13 protein-coding genes are annotated in these 16,075 nt (G+C 70.0%); 6 read left to right on the top strand and 7 right to left on the bottom strand.

Translation table 11 applies throughout. The features are described 5' to 3' along the window. Positions 1 to 208: 208 nt before the first annotated feature. From I1A62_RS31240 to I1A62_RS31225, 4 genes are read left to right on the top strand one after another with little or no spacing between them, the layout of a single operon-like run. Positions 209 to 1,690: a cytosine permease gene (locus I1A62_RS31240; RefSeq protein ID WP_124391762.1), complete on the top strand. Its 1,482-nt coding sequence runs from the start codon at positions 209 to 211 to the stop codon at positions 1,688 to 1,690. 27 nt (positions 1,691 to 1,717) lie between these two features. After that, positions 1,718 to 2,344: a TetR/AcrR family transcriptional regulator gene (locus I1A62_RS31235; RefSeq protein ID WP_124391763.1), complete on the top strand. Its 627-nt coding sequence runs from the start codon at positions 1,718 to 1,720 to the stop codon at positions 2,342 to 2,344. Continuing rightward, complete coding sequence (locus tag I1A62_RS31230; protein WP_219456138.1) at positions 2,341 to 3,339, top strand: nitrilase-related carbon-nitrogen hydrolase; 999 nt, start codon at positions 2,341 to 2,343, stop codon at positions 3,337 to 3,339. The genes I1A62_RS31235 and I1A62_RS31230 overlap by 4 nt, the downstream gene beginning before the upstream one ends. Next, positions 3,336 to 4,361 carry an agmatine/peptidylarginine deiminase gene (locus I1A62_RS31225; RefSeq protein ID WP_219456136.1) on the top strand — a complete coding sequence of 342 codons (1,026 nt, stop codon included), beginning with the start codon at positions 3,336 to 3,338 and terminating at the stop codon, positions 4,359 to 4,361. The genes I1A62_RS31230 and I1A62_RS31225 overlap by 4 nt, the downstream gene beginning before the upstream one ends. On the opposite strand, the gene I1A62_RS31220 is transcribed toward I1A62_RS31225, so the two are convergent. Both I1A62_RS31220 and I1A62_RS31215 read right to left on the bottom strand, forming a co-directional pair. Further along, on the bottom strand, positions 4,340 to 5,593 hold the full coding sequence (locus I1A62_RS31220; protein ID WP_124391766.1) for an RNA polymerase sigma factor: 1,254 nt from the start codon (positions 5,591 to 5,593) through the stop codon (positions 4,340 to 4,342). The two genes, I1A62_RS31225 and I1A62_RS31220, sit on opposite strands and share 22 nt — an antisense overlap. Continuing rightward, positions 5,593 to 6,303, bottom strand: coding sequence for a YciI family protein (locus tag I1A62_RS31215; protein WP_124391767.1), 711 nt, complete (start codon positions 6,301 to 6,303; stop codon positions 5,593 to 5,595). The genes I1A62_RS31220 and I1A62_RS31215 overlap by 1 nt, the downstream gene beginning before the upstream one ends. A gap of 219 nt (positions 6,304 to 6,522) precedes the next feature. On the opposite strand from I1A62_RS31215, the gene I1A62_RS31210 reads away from it, so the two are divergent. Both I1A62_RS31210 and I1A62_RS31205 read left to right on the top strand, forming a co-directional pair. Beyond that, positions 6,523 to 10,413, top strand: coding sequence for a Pls/PosA family non-ribosomal peptide synthetase (locus I1A62_RS31210; protein ID WP_124391768.1), 3,891 nt, complete (start codon positions 6,523 to 6,525; stop codon positions 10,411 to 10,413). Between the two features lie 14 nt (positions 10,414 to 10,427). Next, positions 10,428 to 11,726, top strand: a complete 1,299-nt coding sequence (locus I1A62_RS31205) for a M1 family metallopeptidase (protein ID WP_192581842.1) — start codon at positions 10,428 to 10,430, stop codon at positions 11,724 to 11,726. Here I1A62_RS31205 and I1A62_RS31200 read toward each other — a convergent pair. The 5 genes from I1A62_RS31200 to I1A62_RS31180 are packed head-to-tail and all read right to left on the bottom strand — an operon-like array spanning position 11,657 to position 16,061. Then, positions 11,657 to 12,991 (bottom strand): MFS transporter, encoded by a 1,335-nt coding sequence (locus I1A62_RS31200; RefSeq protein WP_124391770.1) that lies wholly within the window; start codon positions 12,989 to 12,991, stop codon positions 11,657 to 11,659. The genes I1A62_RS31205 and I1A62_RS31200 overlap by 70 nt on opposite strands. Continuing rightward, positions 12,988 to 13,635: a GntR family transcriptional regulator gene (locus tag I1A62_RS31195; RefSeq protein WP_219456134.1), complete on the bottom strand. Its 648-nt coding sequence runs from the start codon at positions 13,633 to 13,635 to the stop codon at positions 12,988 to 12,990. The genes I1A62_RS31200 and I1A62_RS31195 overlap by 4 nt, the downstream gene beginning before the upstream one ends. Positions 13,636 to 13,676: 41 nt before the next feature. Next, positions 13,677 to 14,117, bottom strand: coding sequence for a RidA family protein (locus I1A62_RS31190; protein WP_219456132.1), 441 nt, complete (start codon positions 14,115 to 14,117; stop codon positions 13,677 to 13,679). Further along, entirely contained in the window at positions 14,110 to 15,702 is a 1,593-nt protein-coding gene (locus I1A62_RS31185) for a gamma-glutamyltransferase family protein (RefSeq protein ID WP_219456131.1), read from the bottom strand. Before I1A62_RS31185 ends, I1A62_RS31190 begins: the two co-directional genes overlap by 8 nt. Next, entirely contained in the window at positions 15,699 to 16,061 is a 363-nt protein-coding gene (locus I1A62_RS31180) for a non-heme iron oxygenase ferredoxin subunit (protein ID WP_012691457.1), read from the bottom strand. The genes I1A62_RS31185 and I1A62_RS31180 overlap by 4 nt, the downstream gene beginning before the upstream one ends. Positions 16,062 to 16,075: the final 14 nt, after the last annotated feature.

Below are 16,075 nucleotides of genomic sequence, written 5' to 3'. Positions count from 1 at the left end.
GCAGATACAGGCACTCCGATGACTGATGAATAAGTGAGACTAACTGTCACACATACATCTGGTCCGGTCGCCGGAGCAGCGCAAACTCCGCGCCACTAGCCGTGGCGCACGTCACCGCCGGGTATTGACTGAATTTTCAGTTTGGAATATGTTCGATACCCAACAGGACGTGATACCGGTCACCTCCGCCCCGAATGTGAGGTCCGCAGTGTCCACGAATCTCGACCCGACGACGCCCCTCGACGACACCGCCCCCTCCCCGCCGGAGGACCGGTTCGGACACGTCGAGACGATCGGCGTGGAGTACATCCCCGAATCGGAACGCGACTCGCGACCGCTCAACATGCTCGCGGTGTTCTTCGGCGGCAATCTGGCGTTCTCCGTGATCGTGTTCGGCTGGCTCCCCATCACATTCGGGCTCAGCTTCGGCAGCGCGCTGGCGGCCAGCGCGATCGGCATCGGGCTCGGGACGCTCCTCATCGCTCCCCTGTCGCTCCTGGGCCCGCGCACCGGCACGAACAACACCGTGTCGAGTGGTGCGCACTTCGGAGTGAGCGGACGGATGATCGGGTCGGGGCTCACCCTCCTCTTCGCCCTCGCGTACGCCGCGATCGCGGTCTGGACGTCGGGCGACGCACTGGTCGCCGCCGCCCACCGCCTGTTCGGCACACCGGTCGACAACGGCATGCTCGCACTCGGCTACGGCATCATCGCCGCCGAGATCGTGGCCGTCGCACTGTTCGGCCACGGCACGGTGGTCGCGCTCCAGAAGTTCGTTCTGCCCGTCGTCGCGGCCCTGCTCCTGCTGGGGGTCTTCGCATTCGGTGGCCACTTCGACGGCGGAGCGGGCAGCGGCGACTACCTGCTCGGCGGATTCTGGCCGACCTGGATTCTGGCCGTGGTCCTCGCCGTCGGCGGTCCGCTGTCCTACGCCCCGACACTCGGCGACTACAGCAGGCGGATCTCCCGGGTGCGGTTCAGCGACCGTTCGATCGTCGCGGCCACGATGGCCGGCATCTTCTTCGGATTGTTCCTGACCGCGGCGTTCGGTTCGTTCACCGCATCGACGTTCACCACGCTGAGCGACTCCTACGTCGCCGACCTGGTAGCGGAGGCTCCCGGCTGGTACGTGCTGCCGATCGTGCTCGTCGCCCTCGCGGGCGGACTCGGCCAGGGCGTCCTCAACGTCTACGCCAGCGGACTCGACCTGGAGGCGCTGATCCCCCGGTTGCGCCGCGTCCACACGACGCTGATCACGTCGGCGCTCGCGGTGGCCCTGCTCTACATCGGCGTCTTCGTCGTCGACGCCGTCGATTCGATCACGGCGATGACGTTGGTGCTCAACGGTTTCGCTGCTCCGTGGGTGGCGATCAACGTCGCCGGCTTCCTGGTCGCCCGGCGCGGGCAGTACGACGCCGTCGACCTCCAGGTCTTCAACCTGGGCCGGAAGGGTGGACGGTACTGGTTCACCGGCGGCTGGAACCTGCGCGCCGTCATCCCCTGGGCGGCCGGATCACTGTTCGGCCTGCTCGCCGTCGACACGTCGCTGTACTCCGGGCCGCTTGCCGACATCGCGCACGGTGTCGATGTCAGTCTGATCGGATCGTCGGTCATCGCCGTGGCCGGCTACCTCGTCGCGCTGCGACTGTGGCCCGAACACGTGGCCCCGGTCGAGGCGCCGTCGTCCTAGCGCGACACGAACCGAAGGAGATCCCCGATGAGCGAGCGACGCGACGCGATTCTGAAGGCCAGCGCGACGGCCATTGCCCAACGAGGTATCCGCGGGCTGCGCGTCAACGATGTCGCGGAGGTCGCGGGCGTCTCGCCGGGACTGCTGTACTACCACTTCAAGGATCGCATCGGCCTGCTCGAGGCCGCCCTGAACTACATCAACGACCGTGCCCGCGACTACCGCAGCGAAGGCGAGGGGTCCGCGGACTCCGCACGCGACCGGCTCACCCGCTCGCTCCTCGGCGAGATCCAGGACCGCCCCGAGGTCGTGGAGAACTCGCTGGCCTGGAACGAGTTACGCGCCTCCGCCGTGTACGAGGAGGCGCTGCGGGAGCCCCTCGCCCGGACCACCGCCGCGTGGGTCGCGGAGATCGCCGACGCGATCACGCAGGCGCAGGCCACCGGCCAGATCTCCCCCTCCCTCGACCCCCGGCGCACCGCGGTCACGATGACCGCCCTCGTCGAAGGACTGTCCGGACGGTGGCTCTGCAAGGAGATCTCCACCGAGGACGCCCGCTCCCATCTGCTCGGCGCGATCGACGTCGTGATGTCCGAGCCCACCGACCGCACCACCGACAACCCCGTCACCACCAGAACGAAGGAAAAACGATGACCATCCGCACGATCACCGCGCTGCCCGCACCCGCCTCCCCCGCACGTTCCACGGCCACCGACCGCACTCCGCTGCGGGTCGGGTTGGTGCAGCACCGCTGGCGCGCCGACGCGGACGCATTGCGCACCGCGTTGACGGACGCGATCGGCGAGGCGGCGACCCTCGGCGCGGAAGTGGTGTTCCTGCCGGAACTCACACTGTCGAAGTACCCCGCCGACACCCGCGCGACCGGCACACCCGGGCGCGACGCCGAGGACCTCACGACCGGTCCCACGTTTACGTTCGCGGCCGCCGCCGCTGCCCGTCACCAGGTTTGCGTCCACGCCTCGCTGTACGAGAAGGCCGACGGGCCGGACGGTCTCGGGTTCAACACCGCGATCCTCGTGTCCCCGTCCGGTGAACTGCTGTCCCGGACCCGCAAGCTGCACATCCCCGTCAGCGCGGGATACTACGAGGACACCTACTTCCGCGGCGGCCCCGCCGACGACGCCTACCCCGTCTACCGGCCGGCCGAACTGGGCGGCGCCGCCCTCGGACTGCCGACGTGCTGGGACGAGTGGTTCCCCGAGGTGTCCCGGATGTACTCGCTCTGCGGCGCGGAGATCCTCGTCTACCCCACCGCGATCGGGTCCGAGCCGAGCTTCCCGGCGTTCGACACGCAGCCGATCTGGCAGCACGTGATCGTCGGAAACGGCATCACCAGTGGCACATTCATGGTGGTCCCGAACCGGTGCGGCAACGAGGGCGGCATCGACTTCTACGGTTCCTCCTTCATCTCCGACCCGTACGGCCGGGTGCTGGTGTCCGCTCCCCGGAACGAGGAAGCGGTCCTGGTGGCCGACCTCGACCTCGATCAGCGCAAGGACTGGCTCGACCTCTTCCCGTTCCTGACCACCCGCAGGCCGGACACGTACACCCGGCTCACGGACGCCGTCGACCACGAGCACCCCTACGGTCTCCCGTCGACGGTCGCCGCCGCGGAGACCCGGTCATGACCTGGCGGATGCCCAGCGAGACGGAACCGCAGGAGCGGGTCTGGATGGCGTTCCCGCCCCTCGGGGCGTCGATGACCGCGACGGCCGACGACGCCCACGAGGCGCGGACCGCGTGGGCGGCCGTCGCCCACGCGATCGCCGAATTCGAACCGGTCACCATGGTCGTCGATCCGGCAGACCGGAACGTCGCCCGGCAGTACCTGTCCCCGGACATCGACGTGGTCGAGGCGCCCCTCGACGACGCCTGGATGCGCGACATCGGTCCCACATTCGTCCTCGACGAGGAGTACCGTCTCGGTGCCGTCGACTGGGTGTTCAACGGCTGGGGACAGCAGGAGTGGGCCACGTGGGACCACGACCGGTCGATCGGCGCGGCGGTCACGGCGTGGTCCGGCGCCCGGCCGGTCCCGTCGTCGATGGTCAACGAGGGCGGCGGAATTCAGGTGGACGGCCACGGAACCGTGCTCGTCACCGAGACGGTGCAACTCGACCCGCTGCGCAACCCCGGCCTGGACGCGGCCGGCGTCGAGGCGGAACTCGCGCGCACGATCGGCGCCGAGCACGTCGTCTGGTTGCCACGCGGTCTGACCCGGGATTCCGAGAAGTTCGGCACCAAGGGGCACGTCGACATCGTCGCGGCCCTGCCCGCGCCCGGGGTGGTCCTGGTGCACTGCCAGCGCGACCCGTCCCATCCCGACCACGAGGTGACCGCCGAGATCCTGGAGGTGCTGTCCGACAGCCGTGACCGGTCCGGTGCGCCGTGGCGGATCGTCGAGGTGCCCGCGCCGACCATCCTGCGTGACGAGGAGGGGTGGGTCGACTACAGCTACATCAACCATCTCGTCGTCAACGGCGGCGTCATCGCGTGTGGCTTCGACGACCCCCACGACGCCCTCGCCCGCGACATCCTGTCGAGCGTCTACCCGGGTCGCCGCGTCGTCACCGTCGATGCCCGGCAGATCTTCGCGCGGGGCGGCGGCATCCACTGCATCACCCAGCATCAGCCTCGCGGGCGGATCTGACGGGCAGCGGTTTCGCTGTCCACTTCCGCGAGCCGCCGGGTCAGGAAACGGCGGGTCGGTTCGTTCGCCGCCAGTCCGATCGCGGCGCGGTACTCCACGCCCGCCTCCGCCGGCCTGCCCGCTCTCCGCAGCAGGTCGGCGCGGGTGGCGTGCAGGGTGTGTGTCCGGGCGAGCCTCGGCTCCCCGGCCAGCGCGTCCACCTCGCCGAGACCGGCGTCGGGACCGTCCCGGAAACTCACGGCCACAGCGTGATTGAGACGAACCGCGGGCGAGTTACCGTAGGCGGCGAGCTCGTCGTACCCGGCGACGACGGTGTCCCAGTCGGTGGCCTCCCAGTTCGACGCCGTCGCGTGGGCGGCGGCAATCGTGGCCTGCGCGCTGTACGGACCGCCGCCCCGGCGCCGGGCAGCCCGCAGGCACACGACGCCTTCCTCGATCTTCGCCCGGTCCCACCGCCTGCGGTCCTGGCATTCGAGGGGGACGAGATCACCGGCGGCGTCGGTGCGCTGGGCTCGCCTGCTGTCGTGGAACAGCATGAGCGCCATCAACGCCCACGCCTCACCCTCGTCCGGCATCAGCTCACACAACAGCCGGCCGAGCCGCAGCGCCTCGTCGCAGAGTTCGTCGCGGATCGCGGTGTCACCGGACGTGGCCGAATAGCCCTCGGTGAATACCAGGTAGATGCAGGCGAGCACCTGCGGGGTGCGCTCGGGGAGCAGATGGTCGGGCGGAACCCGGAACGGGATCCCTGCCGTCCGGATCTTGGCCTTGGCGCGGCTGAGCCGTTGGGACACGGTCGGTTCCGGGGCGAGGAACAACCGGGCGATCTCCGCCGGCCGCAACCCGGCCACCAGCCGGAGCGTCAACGCCACCTGCGACTCCGAGGACAGCGCGGGATGGCAGCACGTGAACATGAGCCGCAACTGGTCGTCACGCACCGGCCACACCTCTTCCTCGTCGGGAGGCGGAACGAGTCGCGCCGCATCGTGCTCCTTGTCGCCGCGCAGCGACTCCCGGCGCAACCGGTCCAGTGCCCGGTTGCGGGCGACGGTCGTGATCCAGGCGCCCGGGTTGTTCGGCACACCCGAAGCCGGCCAGGCGCGGATCGCCTCGGCGAACGCCTCCTGCACCGCGTCTTCCGCGAGGGACAGGTCGCCGACCATCCGTGCCACGGTGGCCAGCGCCCGCCCGGACTCCTCCCGGAAGACGCGGCTCAGAGTGTCGCCGTCCATCACTCGGCGTCGGCGACGATCTGCCGGAGTTCGATGCAGCCTTTCGGCGACACCGGGATCTTCGCCGCCAGCGCGATCGCGCTCTCCCGGTCGTCGGCAGCCAGCACGTACAGACCGTTCGCGACCTCCGCGGTCTCGGCGAACGGACCGTCGGTGAGCAGAAGTTCGCCGTCCCGGACGCGGATCGTCGTCGCGGAGTCCGGCGGATACAGGGCCCCGCCGCCGCGGACCGCAGACCCGGCGACGCGTCCGAACTGCTCGTGCTCGGCCATCCCCTCGTCCCATTGGGGTGTGCCCGGCGACACGGCCGCCCCCACCGGTTCACGAAGCAGCGCCAGCCAACAGCCCTTCTGATCGGTCACGGCCATCCACTCGAACATCGGCCACAGTTCGACGGAACCCTCGGAGGCCTCCGGGATGCGGCGCGCGTGTTCGAGCACCTCGTCCAGGTCCGAACCCTCGAGGACGTAGAAGCCGCCGATCACCTCCGCCGTCTCCGCGAACGGACCGTCCGTGATCAGCGCACGGCCGTCCGCGTTCCGTATGGTCGCCGCCTCCGCGCTGGGGTACAGCGCCCCACCGCCGACGAGCGCGGAGCCCGCCCCATCCCAGAACGCCTGGTGACGTCCCATCGCCACAGCGAACTCCGGACTGTCCGGTCCCCATTCGGTGGCGTTCTTCTCGCCCGCCAGCAATGCCAGGTAGTACATGACGTCATCCTTCCTCGATTCGAGGGAACCCGGGTGCTCCCTCTGACCAGACGACGAAGAAAAGGAGCGAACTTCTACATCCGCGGCGAGAAACCTCCAACAGCAGGTGAAGAATGGTCGAAGGAGCCCTACCGAACACCAACTGTTCACCATCTGTCCACTTGATCGTGAGATAACGAGCCGTACGCACCACTACCCGCTCAGAGAAGGAATCCTGGATTGTCTCTCCAGTCGCCGACGGATTCGGACCTGTCGCTCCGTATACCCCGGGAATTCCTCCGCCGTGAATTCGCACCGGCGCCGCGCACCCTCGTCGACATCCTGTTCGCGACAGCGGAGGCGAACCCCGAAGCCCCCGCGATCGACGACGGCACCACGTCGCTGACGTACCAGGAACTGCTCGAGGAGATCCGGCAGACCGCCGACGTCCTCGCCGAATCGGGAGTCGGGGCCGGCGATCGCGTCGGAATCCGGATGCCGTCCGGGTCGTGCTCGCTTTACGTCGCCATCCTGTCGACCCTCGCCGTCGGCGCCGCCTACGTGCCGGTCGACGCGGACGACCCCGAGGAACGCGCCGAACTCGTGTTCGGTGAGGCGCAGGTGCGGTGCGTGGTGACCGGTGCCGGGATCGTCGCCGGCACCGCACCGGTCAGGGCGGAAGCGCCGGCCGCCCGCCCGCCGACCGTCGACGACGACGCCTGGATCATCTTCACGTCCGGTTCCACCGGCACCCCCAAGGGTGTCGCGGTGAACCATCGCAACGCGGCGGCGTTCGTGGACGCCGAGGCCCGGATGTTCCTGCAGGAAGACCCGATCCGGCCCGGCGACCGGGTGCTCGCCGGGCTGTCGGTGGCGTTCGACGCGTCCTGCGAGGAGATGTGGCTGGCGTGGCGGCACGGCGCCTGCCTCGTTCCCGCACCCCGGTCGCTGGTGCGCAGCGGCATGGACCTGGGCCCGTGGCTCGTAGCCCGCGACGTCAGCATCGTCTCGACGGTGCCGACCCTGGCATCGCTGTGGCCCGTCGAGGCCCTCGAGGCCGTGCGCCTGCTGATCTTCGGCGGCGAGGCCTGCCCGCCCGAACTGGCCGAACGCCTCGCCGTCGACGGTCGCGAGGTGTGGAACACGTACGGGCCCACCGAGGCGACCGTCGTGGCCTGCGGCGCCCTGATGGACGGCCGCAGCCCCGTCAGCATCGGCCTCCCGCTGGACGGCTGGGATCTCGCCGTCGTCGACGCAGCAGGCGAACCCGTGCCCGAGGGCGAGGTCGGCGAACTGGTCATCGGCGGTGTGGGCCTGGCCCGCTACCTCGACCCGGCGAAAGACGCGGAGAAGTACGCCCCGATGCCGACGCTCGGCTGGGACCGGGCCTACCGGAGCGGTGACCTGGTCCGCCTCGACACGCGCGGACTCCTGTTCCAGGGCCGCGCCGACGACCAGGTGAAACTCGGCGGCAGGCGGATCGAGCTGGGCGAGGTCGACAACGCGTTGCAGAACCTCCCCGGCGTCGGCGGTGCCGCGGCAGCCGTGCGCCGGACCGGTGCCGGTCACCAGATCCTCGTCGGCTACCTGGCCAGCACCAACCCCGACTTCGACCTCAAGGCCGCGCACACCGTGCTCACCGGGCAACTCCCGGCTGCGCTGGTCCCGCGGCTGGTGCTGGTCGACGAACTCCCCACCCGCACGTCGGGGAAGGTCGACCGCAACGCCCTTCCCTGGCCGCCACCGGGCGTCGACGACGCCGCGGAGAAGCTGGGCCTCGAGGGCACTCCGGCGTGGGTCGCCGAGTTGTGGACGTCGATTCTCGGCGCCGAGATCACCGGAACCGACGACGACTTCTTCGAACTCGGCGGCGGTTCCCTCTCTGCGGCCCAGCTGGTCACGGCGCTGCGCGAACGGTTCCCCGAGGTGACGGTCGCGCAACTCTACGACCATCCGCGGCTCGGTTCGCTCGCCGAATACCTCGACGAACTGGCGCCGATCGACGCCGTCGAACCCCGCATCGTCACCCCCACTCCGCGGCGAAGCCAGGTCGCGCAGATCGCGGCGACGGTCCCGCTCACCACGCTCACCGGTCTGCAGTGGGTGACGTGGCTGGCCATCGCGAACAACGTCTTCTCCTGGTTCACGACCGTGTCCTGGGCGCCCACGGTGTCGTGGTGGTGGATTCTGCTCGCGTTCTTCGCGTTCATCAGTCCGGTCGGGCGGATGGCGATCTCGGTGCTCGGTTCACGGATCCTGTTGCGCGGACTCGAACCGGGAACGTATCCCCGCGGCGGCAGCGAACACCTGCGACTGTGGGTGGCACTGCGCCTCACCGAGGCCAGCGGCGCCGCGAACCTGTCCGGGGCCCCGTGGATGCTCTACTACGCGCGGGCGCTCGGCGCCGACGTCGGCAAGGGCGTCGACCTGCACACCCTGCCGCCGGTCACCGGCATGCTCGAACTCGGCGACGGCTGCTCGGTCGAACCGGAGGTCGACCTGTCCGGGCACTGGGTGGACGGCGACGTCGTCCACATCGGCGCGATCAAGATCGGTCCCGGCGCCTCGGTCGGCGCGCGATCGACGCTGCTGCCCGGCGCCACCATCGGCCGTAACGCCGAGGTCGAGGCCGGTTCGGCCGTGTTCGGACGCGTCAAGGCCAATCAGCACTGGGCTGGTTCACCGGCGGTCAAGGTCGGCAAGGCGGTCCACCCGTGGCCCGAGGAGACCCCGCGCCGCGCGGCCTACTGGGTTCCCGCGTTCGGCGTGACGTCCATGCTCATCGCCGGTCTGCCGATCTTCGCCCTGATCGCAGGCATCGTGGTCGTCGGGTGGTGGATCCGCGACGCGGCCACGGTCAGGGCGGCCGCACTGCAGTCGCTGGTGATCCTTCCCGCCGCGACGCTCGTCAGCCTCATCGTGTTCGCCGTTCTCACGGTGGTGTCCGTCCGGTTGCTGTCGATCGGATTGAACGAGGGCTACCACCCGGTCCGCAGTCGCATCGGCTGGCAGGTGTGGGCCACCGAACGGCTCATGGACTCGGCCCGCACGTTCCTGTTCCCGCTGTACGCGAGCCTGCTGACCCCGGGATGGCTGCGGTTGCTCGGCGCCCGGATCGGCAAGAACGTCGAAGCGTCGACCGTCCTCATGTTGCCGAAGTTCACGACCGTGGCGGACGGCGCGTTCCTCGCCGACGACACGATGATCGCGAGTTACGAACTCGGCGGCGGCTGGATGCACATCGAACACGCGAAGGTCGGCAAGCGCGCGTTCCTCGGCAACTCCGGGATGACCGGTCCGGGCCGCCGGGTCCCCAAGAACGGTCTCGTCGCGGTGCTCTCGGCCACGCCGTCGAAGGCGAAATCCGGTTCCTCCTGGCTGGGCAGTCCCCCCGTCCGCCTCCGCCGGGCGCCCGGCGACACCGACGCCTCCCGCACGTTCCGTCCGCCGTTCCGGCTCAAGGTCGCACGTGCCGTCGTCGAAACGTGCCGTCTCCTTCCGGTGATCGTGACGTTCGGGATCGGGCTCGGCGTGCTGTTCGCGCTGGAGGTGATGGCCGGCCGCGTCGGTTTCTGGCTCGCGGCGCTGGCCAGCGGGGTCGTCCTCCTTGTCGCGGGTGCGGCCGCGGGACTGATCTCCGTGATCGCGAAGTGGCTGGTGGTGGGTCGGATCGGGAAGATCGAGCATCCGCTGTGGAGTTCGTTCGTATGGCGGAACGAGGTGTCGGACGCATTCGTCGAGACCGTCGCCGCACCCTGGTTCGCCCGGGCCGCCACCGGCACCGCCGTCCTGAACGTCTGGTTGCGGGGCCTCGGCGCCACCATCGGAAAGGGTGTGTGGTGTGAAACGTACTGGCTCCCCGAGGCCGATCTCGTGACGCTGGGCGACGGGGCGACCGTGGAACGGGGGTGCGTGGTGCAGACTCACCTGTTCCATGATCGGATCATGTCCATGGACACCGTCATCCTCGGAGCCGGAGCCACCCTCGGTCCGCACTGTGTCGCGCTGCCCGCCGCCCGGATCGGTGACGGCGGCACGGTCGGACCGGCCTCCCTCGTCATGCGCGGCGACACCGTGCCGCCGTCCACGCGCTGGCAGGGGAACCCGATCGCCCCCTGGGCGGCCACGTGAAGTCCGACAAGGGGATGGACGAGCCGGTCGACCCGTACCTCCCCCAGAACGGCAACCGCGGATACCGGGTGTCCCGGTACGAACTCGACCTCACCTACAAGGTCCACAGCAACCGGCTGGCGGGCAAGGCCACGATCACCGCGGTCACGACCGCGGTACGGTCCCGGTTCGCCCTGGACCTGGCGGCCGGCATGCACGTCACAAAGGTCGCGGCCAACGGTTCCCGCAACACGAAGTGGCTGCACCGCAACGGCAAGCTGATCGTCACGCCCGCGCAGAAGATCCCCGCGGGCGGCGCTCTCGTGCTCACCATCCAGTACGGGGGTTCGCCGAAACCGATCCGCAGCATGTGGGGTGAGGTCGGGTGGGAGGAATTGTCCGAGGGCGCCCTCGTCGCCAGTCAGCCCAACGGGGCGGCGTCCTGGTTCCCGTGCGACGACCATCCCAGCTCGAAGGCCAGCTACCGCATCGCGATCACGACCGATTCGCCGTACTACACGGTGGCCAACGGCGCGCTGGTGAGTAAGCAGACCCGGGCCAGTCAGACGACGTGGGTGTACGAGCAGACCGAGCCGATGCCGAGTTACCTCGCCACCATCCAGATCGGACCGTACGAGCGCCGCAGTTTCGGTTCCGGCGGTGTTCCCATGTTCGCCGTCCACCCGCCGCGGCTGCGGGCGTCGTTCGACGTGGACTTCGGCAGGCAGCCCCAGATGATGGACGTGTTCTCCCGGCTGTTCGGCCCCTACCCGTTCGCCGACTACACGGTGGTCGTGACGGACGACGAGTTGGAGATCCCGCTCGAGGCGCAGGGACTGTCCATCTTCGGCGCCAACCACTGCACCGGCAGGCGCTGGGCCGAACGTCTGGTGGCGCACGAACTGGCCCACCAGTGGTTCGGCAACAGCCTGACGCTCGGCCAGTGGCGGGACATCTGGCTGCACGAAGGCTTCGCCTGTTACGCCGAGTGGATCTGGTCGGAGAACTCCGGTGGACATTCGGCGCACCAGCTCGCCCTCCAGGCGCATCAGGGCCTGGCCCGTAAACCGCAGGATCTGGTGATCGCCGATCCGGGACCGCAGCTGATGTTCGACGACCGCGTCTACAAGCGCGGCGCGCTCACACTCCACGCCCTGCGGCGCCGGCTCGGCGACGACAAGTTCTTCGCGTTGCTGCGCGAGTGGACTCTCGTCCATCGCCACTCCACCGTCACGAGCGAGCAGTTCACCGACCTGGCCGCCCACTACACCGACGAATCGCTGCGCCTGCTGTGGGATTCGTGGCTCGGGGAGAAGACGCTGCCGTCGATGTGATCTGACGTCGCTTCCGAATTCGGCAGGTGCGCGCGCCACTTCGTGAGTGCGAGCGCGAGGCAGCCGGCGGCCGCGATCGCCCCGAACACGAACATTCTCGGATACGTCACCGCCGGGAACGTCTCGGACAGATACGCCATCACGGCGGGCGTCCCGAATCCCAGGTACGTCAGCGAGTAGAAGACCGCGGTCAGTCCGGCGAGGTCGTCGGGGCCTGCGATCCGCTGGATCTCCTGCAGGCCCGACACCATGGCCATGCCGTATCCGCAGCCGAGCACGACGGCCGCGGCGAGCGCGAGCGGAATGGTCAGCGCGGACGCCGCGACGACGGCGATGCCCATTCCGGCGACGACGACAACCAGCGAGACCACGACGGCGCGCGCGTTGCGGGGAGTGTCGATCTTGCGGCCGAGCGCCTGGATGGCGAAACCCGCCCCGAGGCCGACCATGCACATGAGCGCGGAGAACGCGAGCGGCAGCCCACCGGTGTTCCGGGACATCAGCGACGGGAGCACCGCGTAGGCGGCGGCCGCCGTGCCGAACACCCACGGCGCGAGCGGCACGATCACGAACAGGAACCGCTTGTGCGCGGCGGACGGGATCGCGAGGTCGCGGGCGAGGGAGCCTCGTTCGGAGGCGGGCTGGGCCGCGCGGGTCTCGGGCGCCCGCCACAGTGCGACAGCGGCGGCGACGGCGATCGCACTGTGCACGGTGTAGGACAGGACGCTCGGCAGCGGCGCCCACTGCGCGAGAACACCGGCGACACCGGCGCCGAGGCCGAACCCGCCGGTCAGGCTCATCGCGGCCCGCCGCGCACCCGAACCGTCCGTGGCCGCGGGATCCCACGGCGCGGTCGACAACTCCTTCACCCAACTGCCGCCGACGGCCATGCCGAGACCGAGCGCGACGCCGCACAGGACGCGGCCGACGATGAGCATCGCCGCGGAGTCGGCGCCGAGGGCCAGAAGCGCGGAGCCGGCGACCGTCAGGAATGGGGCCGGAAGCAGGATCGGCCGGCGCCCCAGCCGGTCGGAAAGCGGTCCGCCGAGGAGCAGCGCGGGCACGATCCCGACGACGTAGGCGAACAGGAACAGGTCGACCGTGACCGGTGAGAATCCGTGATCGGCGCGGTACATGCCGAGGAGCGGCGTGAACTCGTTTCCGCCCCAGGCGACGGCGAACATGGTCGCGGCCACCAGCATCCAGGTGCGCGGCGACGCGAGGGCCTGCGGCATCTCCGTCGGGTATTCGCGGACGGCGGTCATCGCGCAACTCCTCTCGGGTTGAGGGCGTGGACCTGGCGCATGTGGACGAGCACCGCTGCGTCGAAGCCGGCGGCGTTACCGGCCTCGACGAGTTCGGTCAGCTGTTCGTGGTCGGCGATGATCCTGGGCAGCTGTCCCGGGTCGCGGGTGATGGAGTGTGCCGTCATGCGGCGCTGCCGCTCGCGGATGCTGGAGTAGAACGTCGCGAGCAGCGGGTTCTCGCCCGCCTCGACGATCATCCGGTGGAAGTCGGCGTCGGCGGCGCTGAAGGCGGCGACGTCGCCTCGTGCGGCGATCTCGCGCTGCTCCGCGAGGTTCTCGCGCAGGCGGGCGACGAGGAGTTGGCGGGCGTGCGGCTGATCGGCGAGCACCCGGACGCTGTGTGTCTCGACGAGTTGGCGGGCGTCGACCACGTGTTCCGCCTCGCCGTCCGCGACGGGCACGACGAGCGCGCCCCGCTTCGGGTACAGACGCATCCAGCCCTCGGCCTCGAGCCGGAGGAAGGCCTCGCGCACCGGAGTGCGGCTGAGCCCCATGCGTCCGGCGATCTCGCCCTCGCTGATCAGCTCACCGCCGGGCAGACCGCCCGACAGGATGAGCTCCTTGACCTCGCGATAGGCCTGCTCCGCGGCGGAATACAACATAGACACAAGATGTATTTATACGCCGGTGGTCGGTGCCGGGTCTATGCCGAGACGGCCACTGTGAGCTCTATCTCCACGGGCGCGCCGGACGGCAGGGCGTACACGCCGATCGCGCTGCGCACCGGCAGCGCGGCGGGTCCCAGGCATTCGACCAGCACGTCGGACGCACCGTCGGCCACCGCGGACAGCTCGCGGAAGTCCGGGGCACACGCGACGAAGACGCTCATCCGCAGGCACCGGGAGATGGCGGCCGTGCCACCGACGGCCGCGGCGACGGCGGCGATCGCGTTTCTCGCCGCCAACCCGGCCGCCTCCCGGGCCCGCGGAATGTCCAGGTCTCGTCCGACGACACCGGCCACGGTCAGCACCCCGTCGCGGCGCGGTGTCATCCCCGCGCTGTACGCGATCCCGTCGTGCACGACGGCGGGGATGTAGCGGCCCTGCGGCCGCGGGACCGTGGACACGGATTCCGGCTCAGACACCGAGCGCTATTCCTTCCTGACGAGGGTCGGCGGCACCGGACAGCAGTCCGCGTGCGGTGTCGACGGAGATGATCTGAGCGCTGCCGCCCGCGGCCCACGGCCCCTGCACGGCGACGTCGTGACCCAGCCGCGCCAACTCGGCACGCACGTCCTCCGGGATGCGGGACTCGCATCGCAGTTCCGCCGGGCGTCCGACCACGTCGGCGTCGCTGCCGGGGAACACCGTGAAGCGGGGTGCCGCGACGGCCTCCGCCGGGTCGAGTCCGTGATCGAGGAGGTGCGAGATCAGTTGCATGTTCCACTGCACCTGCCCGTCCCCGCCCGGGGTGTTGCCGACGTGCAGCAGATTCCCGGACGTGTCGGTGACGACCCACGCGTTGAGGGTGTGCAGCGGCTTGCGCCGCGGTGCCGCGGCGTTGGGATGTCCCGGGATCAGGTAGGCCCCGCGGCCGAATCGGTTGTTCAGCACCACCCCGGTGCCGGGCACCGTCATCTTGGCGCCGAACGTGAAGGCCAGGGAGTGGATGAAACTGACGGCGCGACCGTCGGCGTCCACCGCGACGGTCGAGGTGGTGTCTCCCGCGTTCACACTGAAGGCGCCCGACGACGCCCGGTGGCCGTCCAGCCGGTCTCTCGCCGACCCGATCGCGGCCGGCTCGAGGACCGCTTTCCACCCGTCATTGCCGGCGCCGCAGGTCGCCATCCGGTCTTCGAAGGCCAGCCGCGCCGCTCGCGCCATGCGGTCGACGGCCGGAGCGGTGAGCCACGGGGAGAAGCCGACGACGCCGTCGTTCAGCGCCGCCTGCTGCAGCACCATCCATCCGGGTGTGGGCAGCGGCGTCTGGTGCACGACCGCGCCGGCGTAGTGGCCGCTGATCGCGGACTCCGGGCGCACGTCGGCGCCGGCCGCCCACTCGTCCCCGCTGAACGGCGCCCCTCCGGCGCGGAGCGCGTCGACAGCCTGCCGAGCGAACGAGCCGGTGTAGAAACCGGGTACGTCGCGCGCCAGTTCCCGGAGGAACCGGGCCAGATCGCGCTGCGGCAGCAGCTCCCCGACCTGCGGCAATCGCCCGTCCGGCAGATACACAGCACGCAGTCCGGGGTCGGCGGCGATCGCGGCCTGCGCCTCCCGCACGTCGTCGCGGGTCTTGGCCGAGCAGGGCAGCCCCTTCTCGGCCGCGCGGACCGCGGGCGCCCAGAGATCCGCGAGCGAGCGGGTGGCACCACCCGCGTGGAGTGCGGCGAGGGCGGCAGGCGCTCCGGGAACCGCCACCGCCAGCGCCCCGTCGAGGGGAATCGACCGGAGCCCGCGTTCGGTGTAGAAGTCGACGTCGGCGCCGTCGGGCCCGAAGCCGCTGCCCCCGACCGTCCACACCGTTCCGTCGGGTTCGCGGACGACGGCGAACGCGTCGCCGCCGATCCCGCACTGTCCCGGCAACGTCAGCCAGGTCATCGCGGCCATGGCCAGAGTCGCGTCGATCGCGTTGCCGCCGTCGGCCAGTATGCGCGCACCGACCGTGCTCGCCGCGGAGTGACTCGACGAGACCATGCCGTCGGTGGAGAGAGTGGACGGTCGAGGGTTCACTTCATGCACCCCCGCGCGGCCCGCCTGCGTGGAATGGAACTGGTGTCCTCGGGGTCGATGCCGACGAAGATCTCACCGTCGCGTTCCTCGACCGGGTACGTCTTGATGGCCACCGTCGCCGGCGGGCACACGGGTTCACCGGTCTCCAGGTCGAATACGCTGCCGTGGCAGGAACATCCGATACCGTCGTCCACGAGTTTCCCGGACGAGAGCAGGCAGTCCAGGTGCGTGCAGTAGTTCGACGTGGCGTACGCCTTCCCGTTCAGGCGGGCCACGGCGAACTCGTGGTCACCGGCGAAGAAGCGGCGCACGATGCCTTCGGAAACCTGTCCGGAGCGCGCAACGCGAGTGAATTCCATGGTCTTCTCCCTCT

The organism is Rhodococcus sp. USK10 (assembly GCF_019378875.1).
Lineage (GTDB): Bacteria > Actinomycetota > Actinomycetes > Mycobacteriales > Mycobacteriaceae > Rhodococcus_F > Rhodococcus_F pseudokoreensis.
Note: the sequence above shows the minus strand (reverse complement) of the source record. Positions and strands in the feature narration are given on the sequence as shown.

Excerpts from the sequence above, each read along its gene's own strand:
- I1A62_RS31235 (WP_124391763.1), top strand. The coding sequence starts at position 1,718 with ATGAGCGAGCGACGCGACGCGATTCTGAAGGCCAGCGCGACGGCCATT.
- I1A62_RS31230 (WP_219456138.1), top strand. The coding sequence starts at position 2,341 with ATGACCATCCGCACGATCACCGCGCTGCCCGCACCCGCCTCCCCCGCA.
- I1A62_RS31225 (WP_219456136.1), top strand. The coding sequence starts at position 3,336 with ATGACCTGGCGGATGCCCAGCGAGACGGAACCGCAGGAGCGGGTCTGG.
- I1A62_RS31220 (WP_124391766.1), bottom strand. The coding sequence starts at position 5,593 with ATGGACGGCGACACTCTGAGCCGCGTCTTCCGGGAGGAGTCCGGGCGG.
- I1A62_RS31215 (WP_124391767.1), bottom strand. The coding sequence starts at position 6,303 with ATGTACTACCTGGCATTGCTGGCGGGCGAGAAGAACGCCACCGAATGG.
- I1A62_RS31205 (WP_192581842.1), top strand. The coding sequence starts at position 10,428 with ATGGACGAGCCGGTCGACCCGTACCTCCCCCAGAACGGCAACCGCGGA.
- I1A62_RS31200 (WP_124391770.1), bottom strand. The coding sequence starts at position 12,991 with ATGACCGCCGTCCGCGAATACCCGACGGAGATGCCGCAGGCCCTCGCG.
- I1A62_RS31195 (WP_219456134.1), bottom strand. The coding sequence starts at position 13,635 with ATGTTGTATTCCGCCGCGGAGCAGGCCTATCGCGAGGTCAAGGAGCTC.
- I1A62_RS31180 (WP_012691457.1), bottom strand. The coding sequence starts at position 16,061 with ATGGAATTCACTCGCGTTGCGCGCTCCGGACAGGTTTCCGAAGGCATC.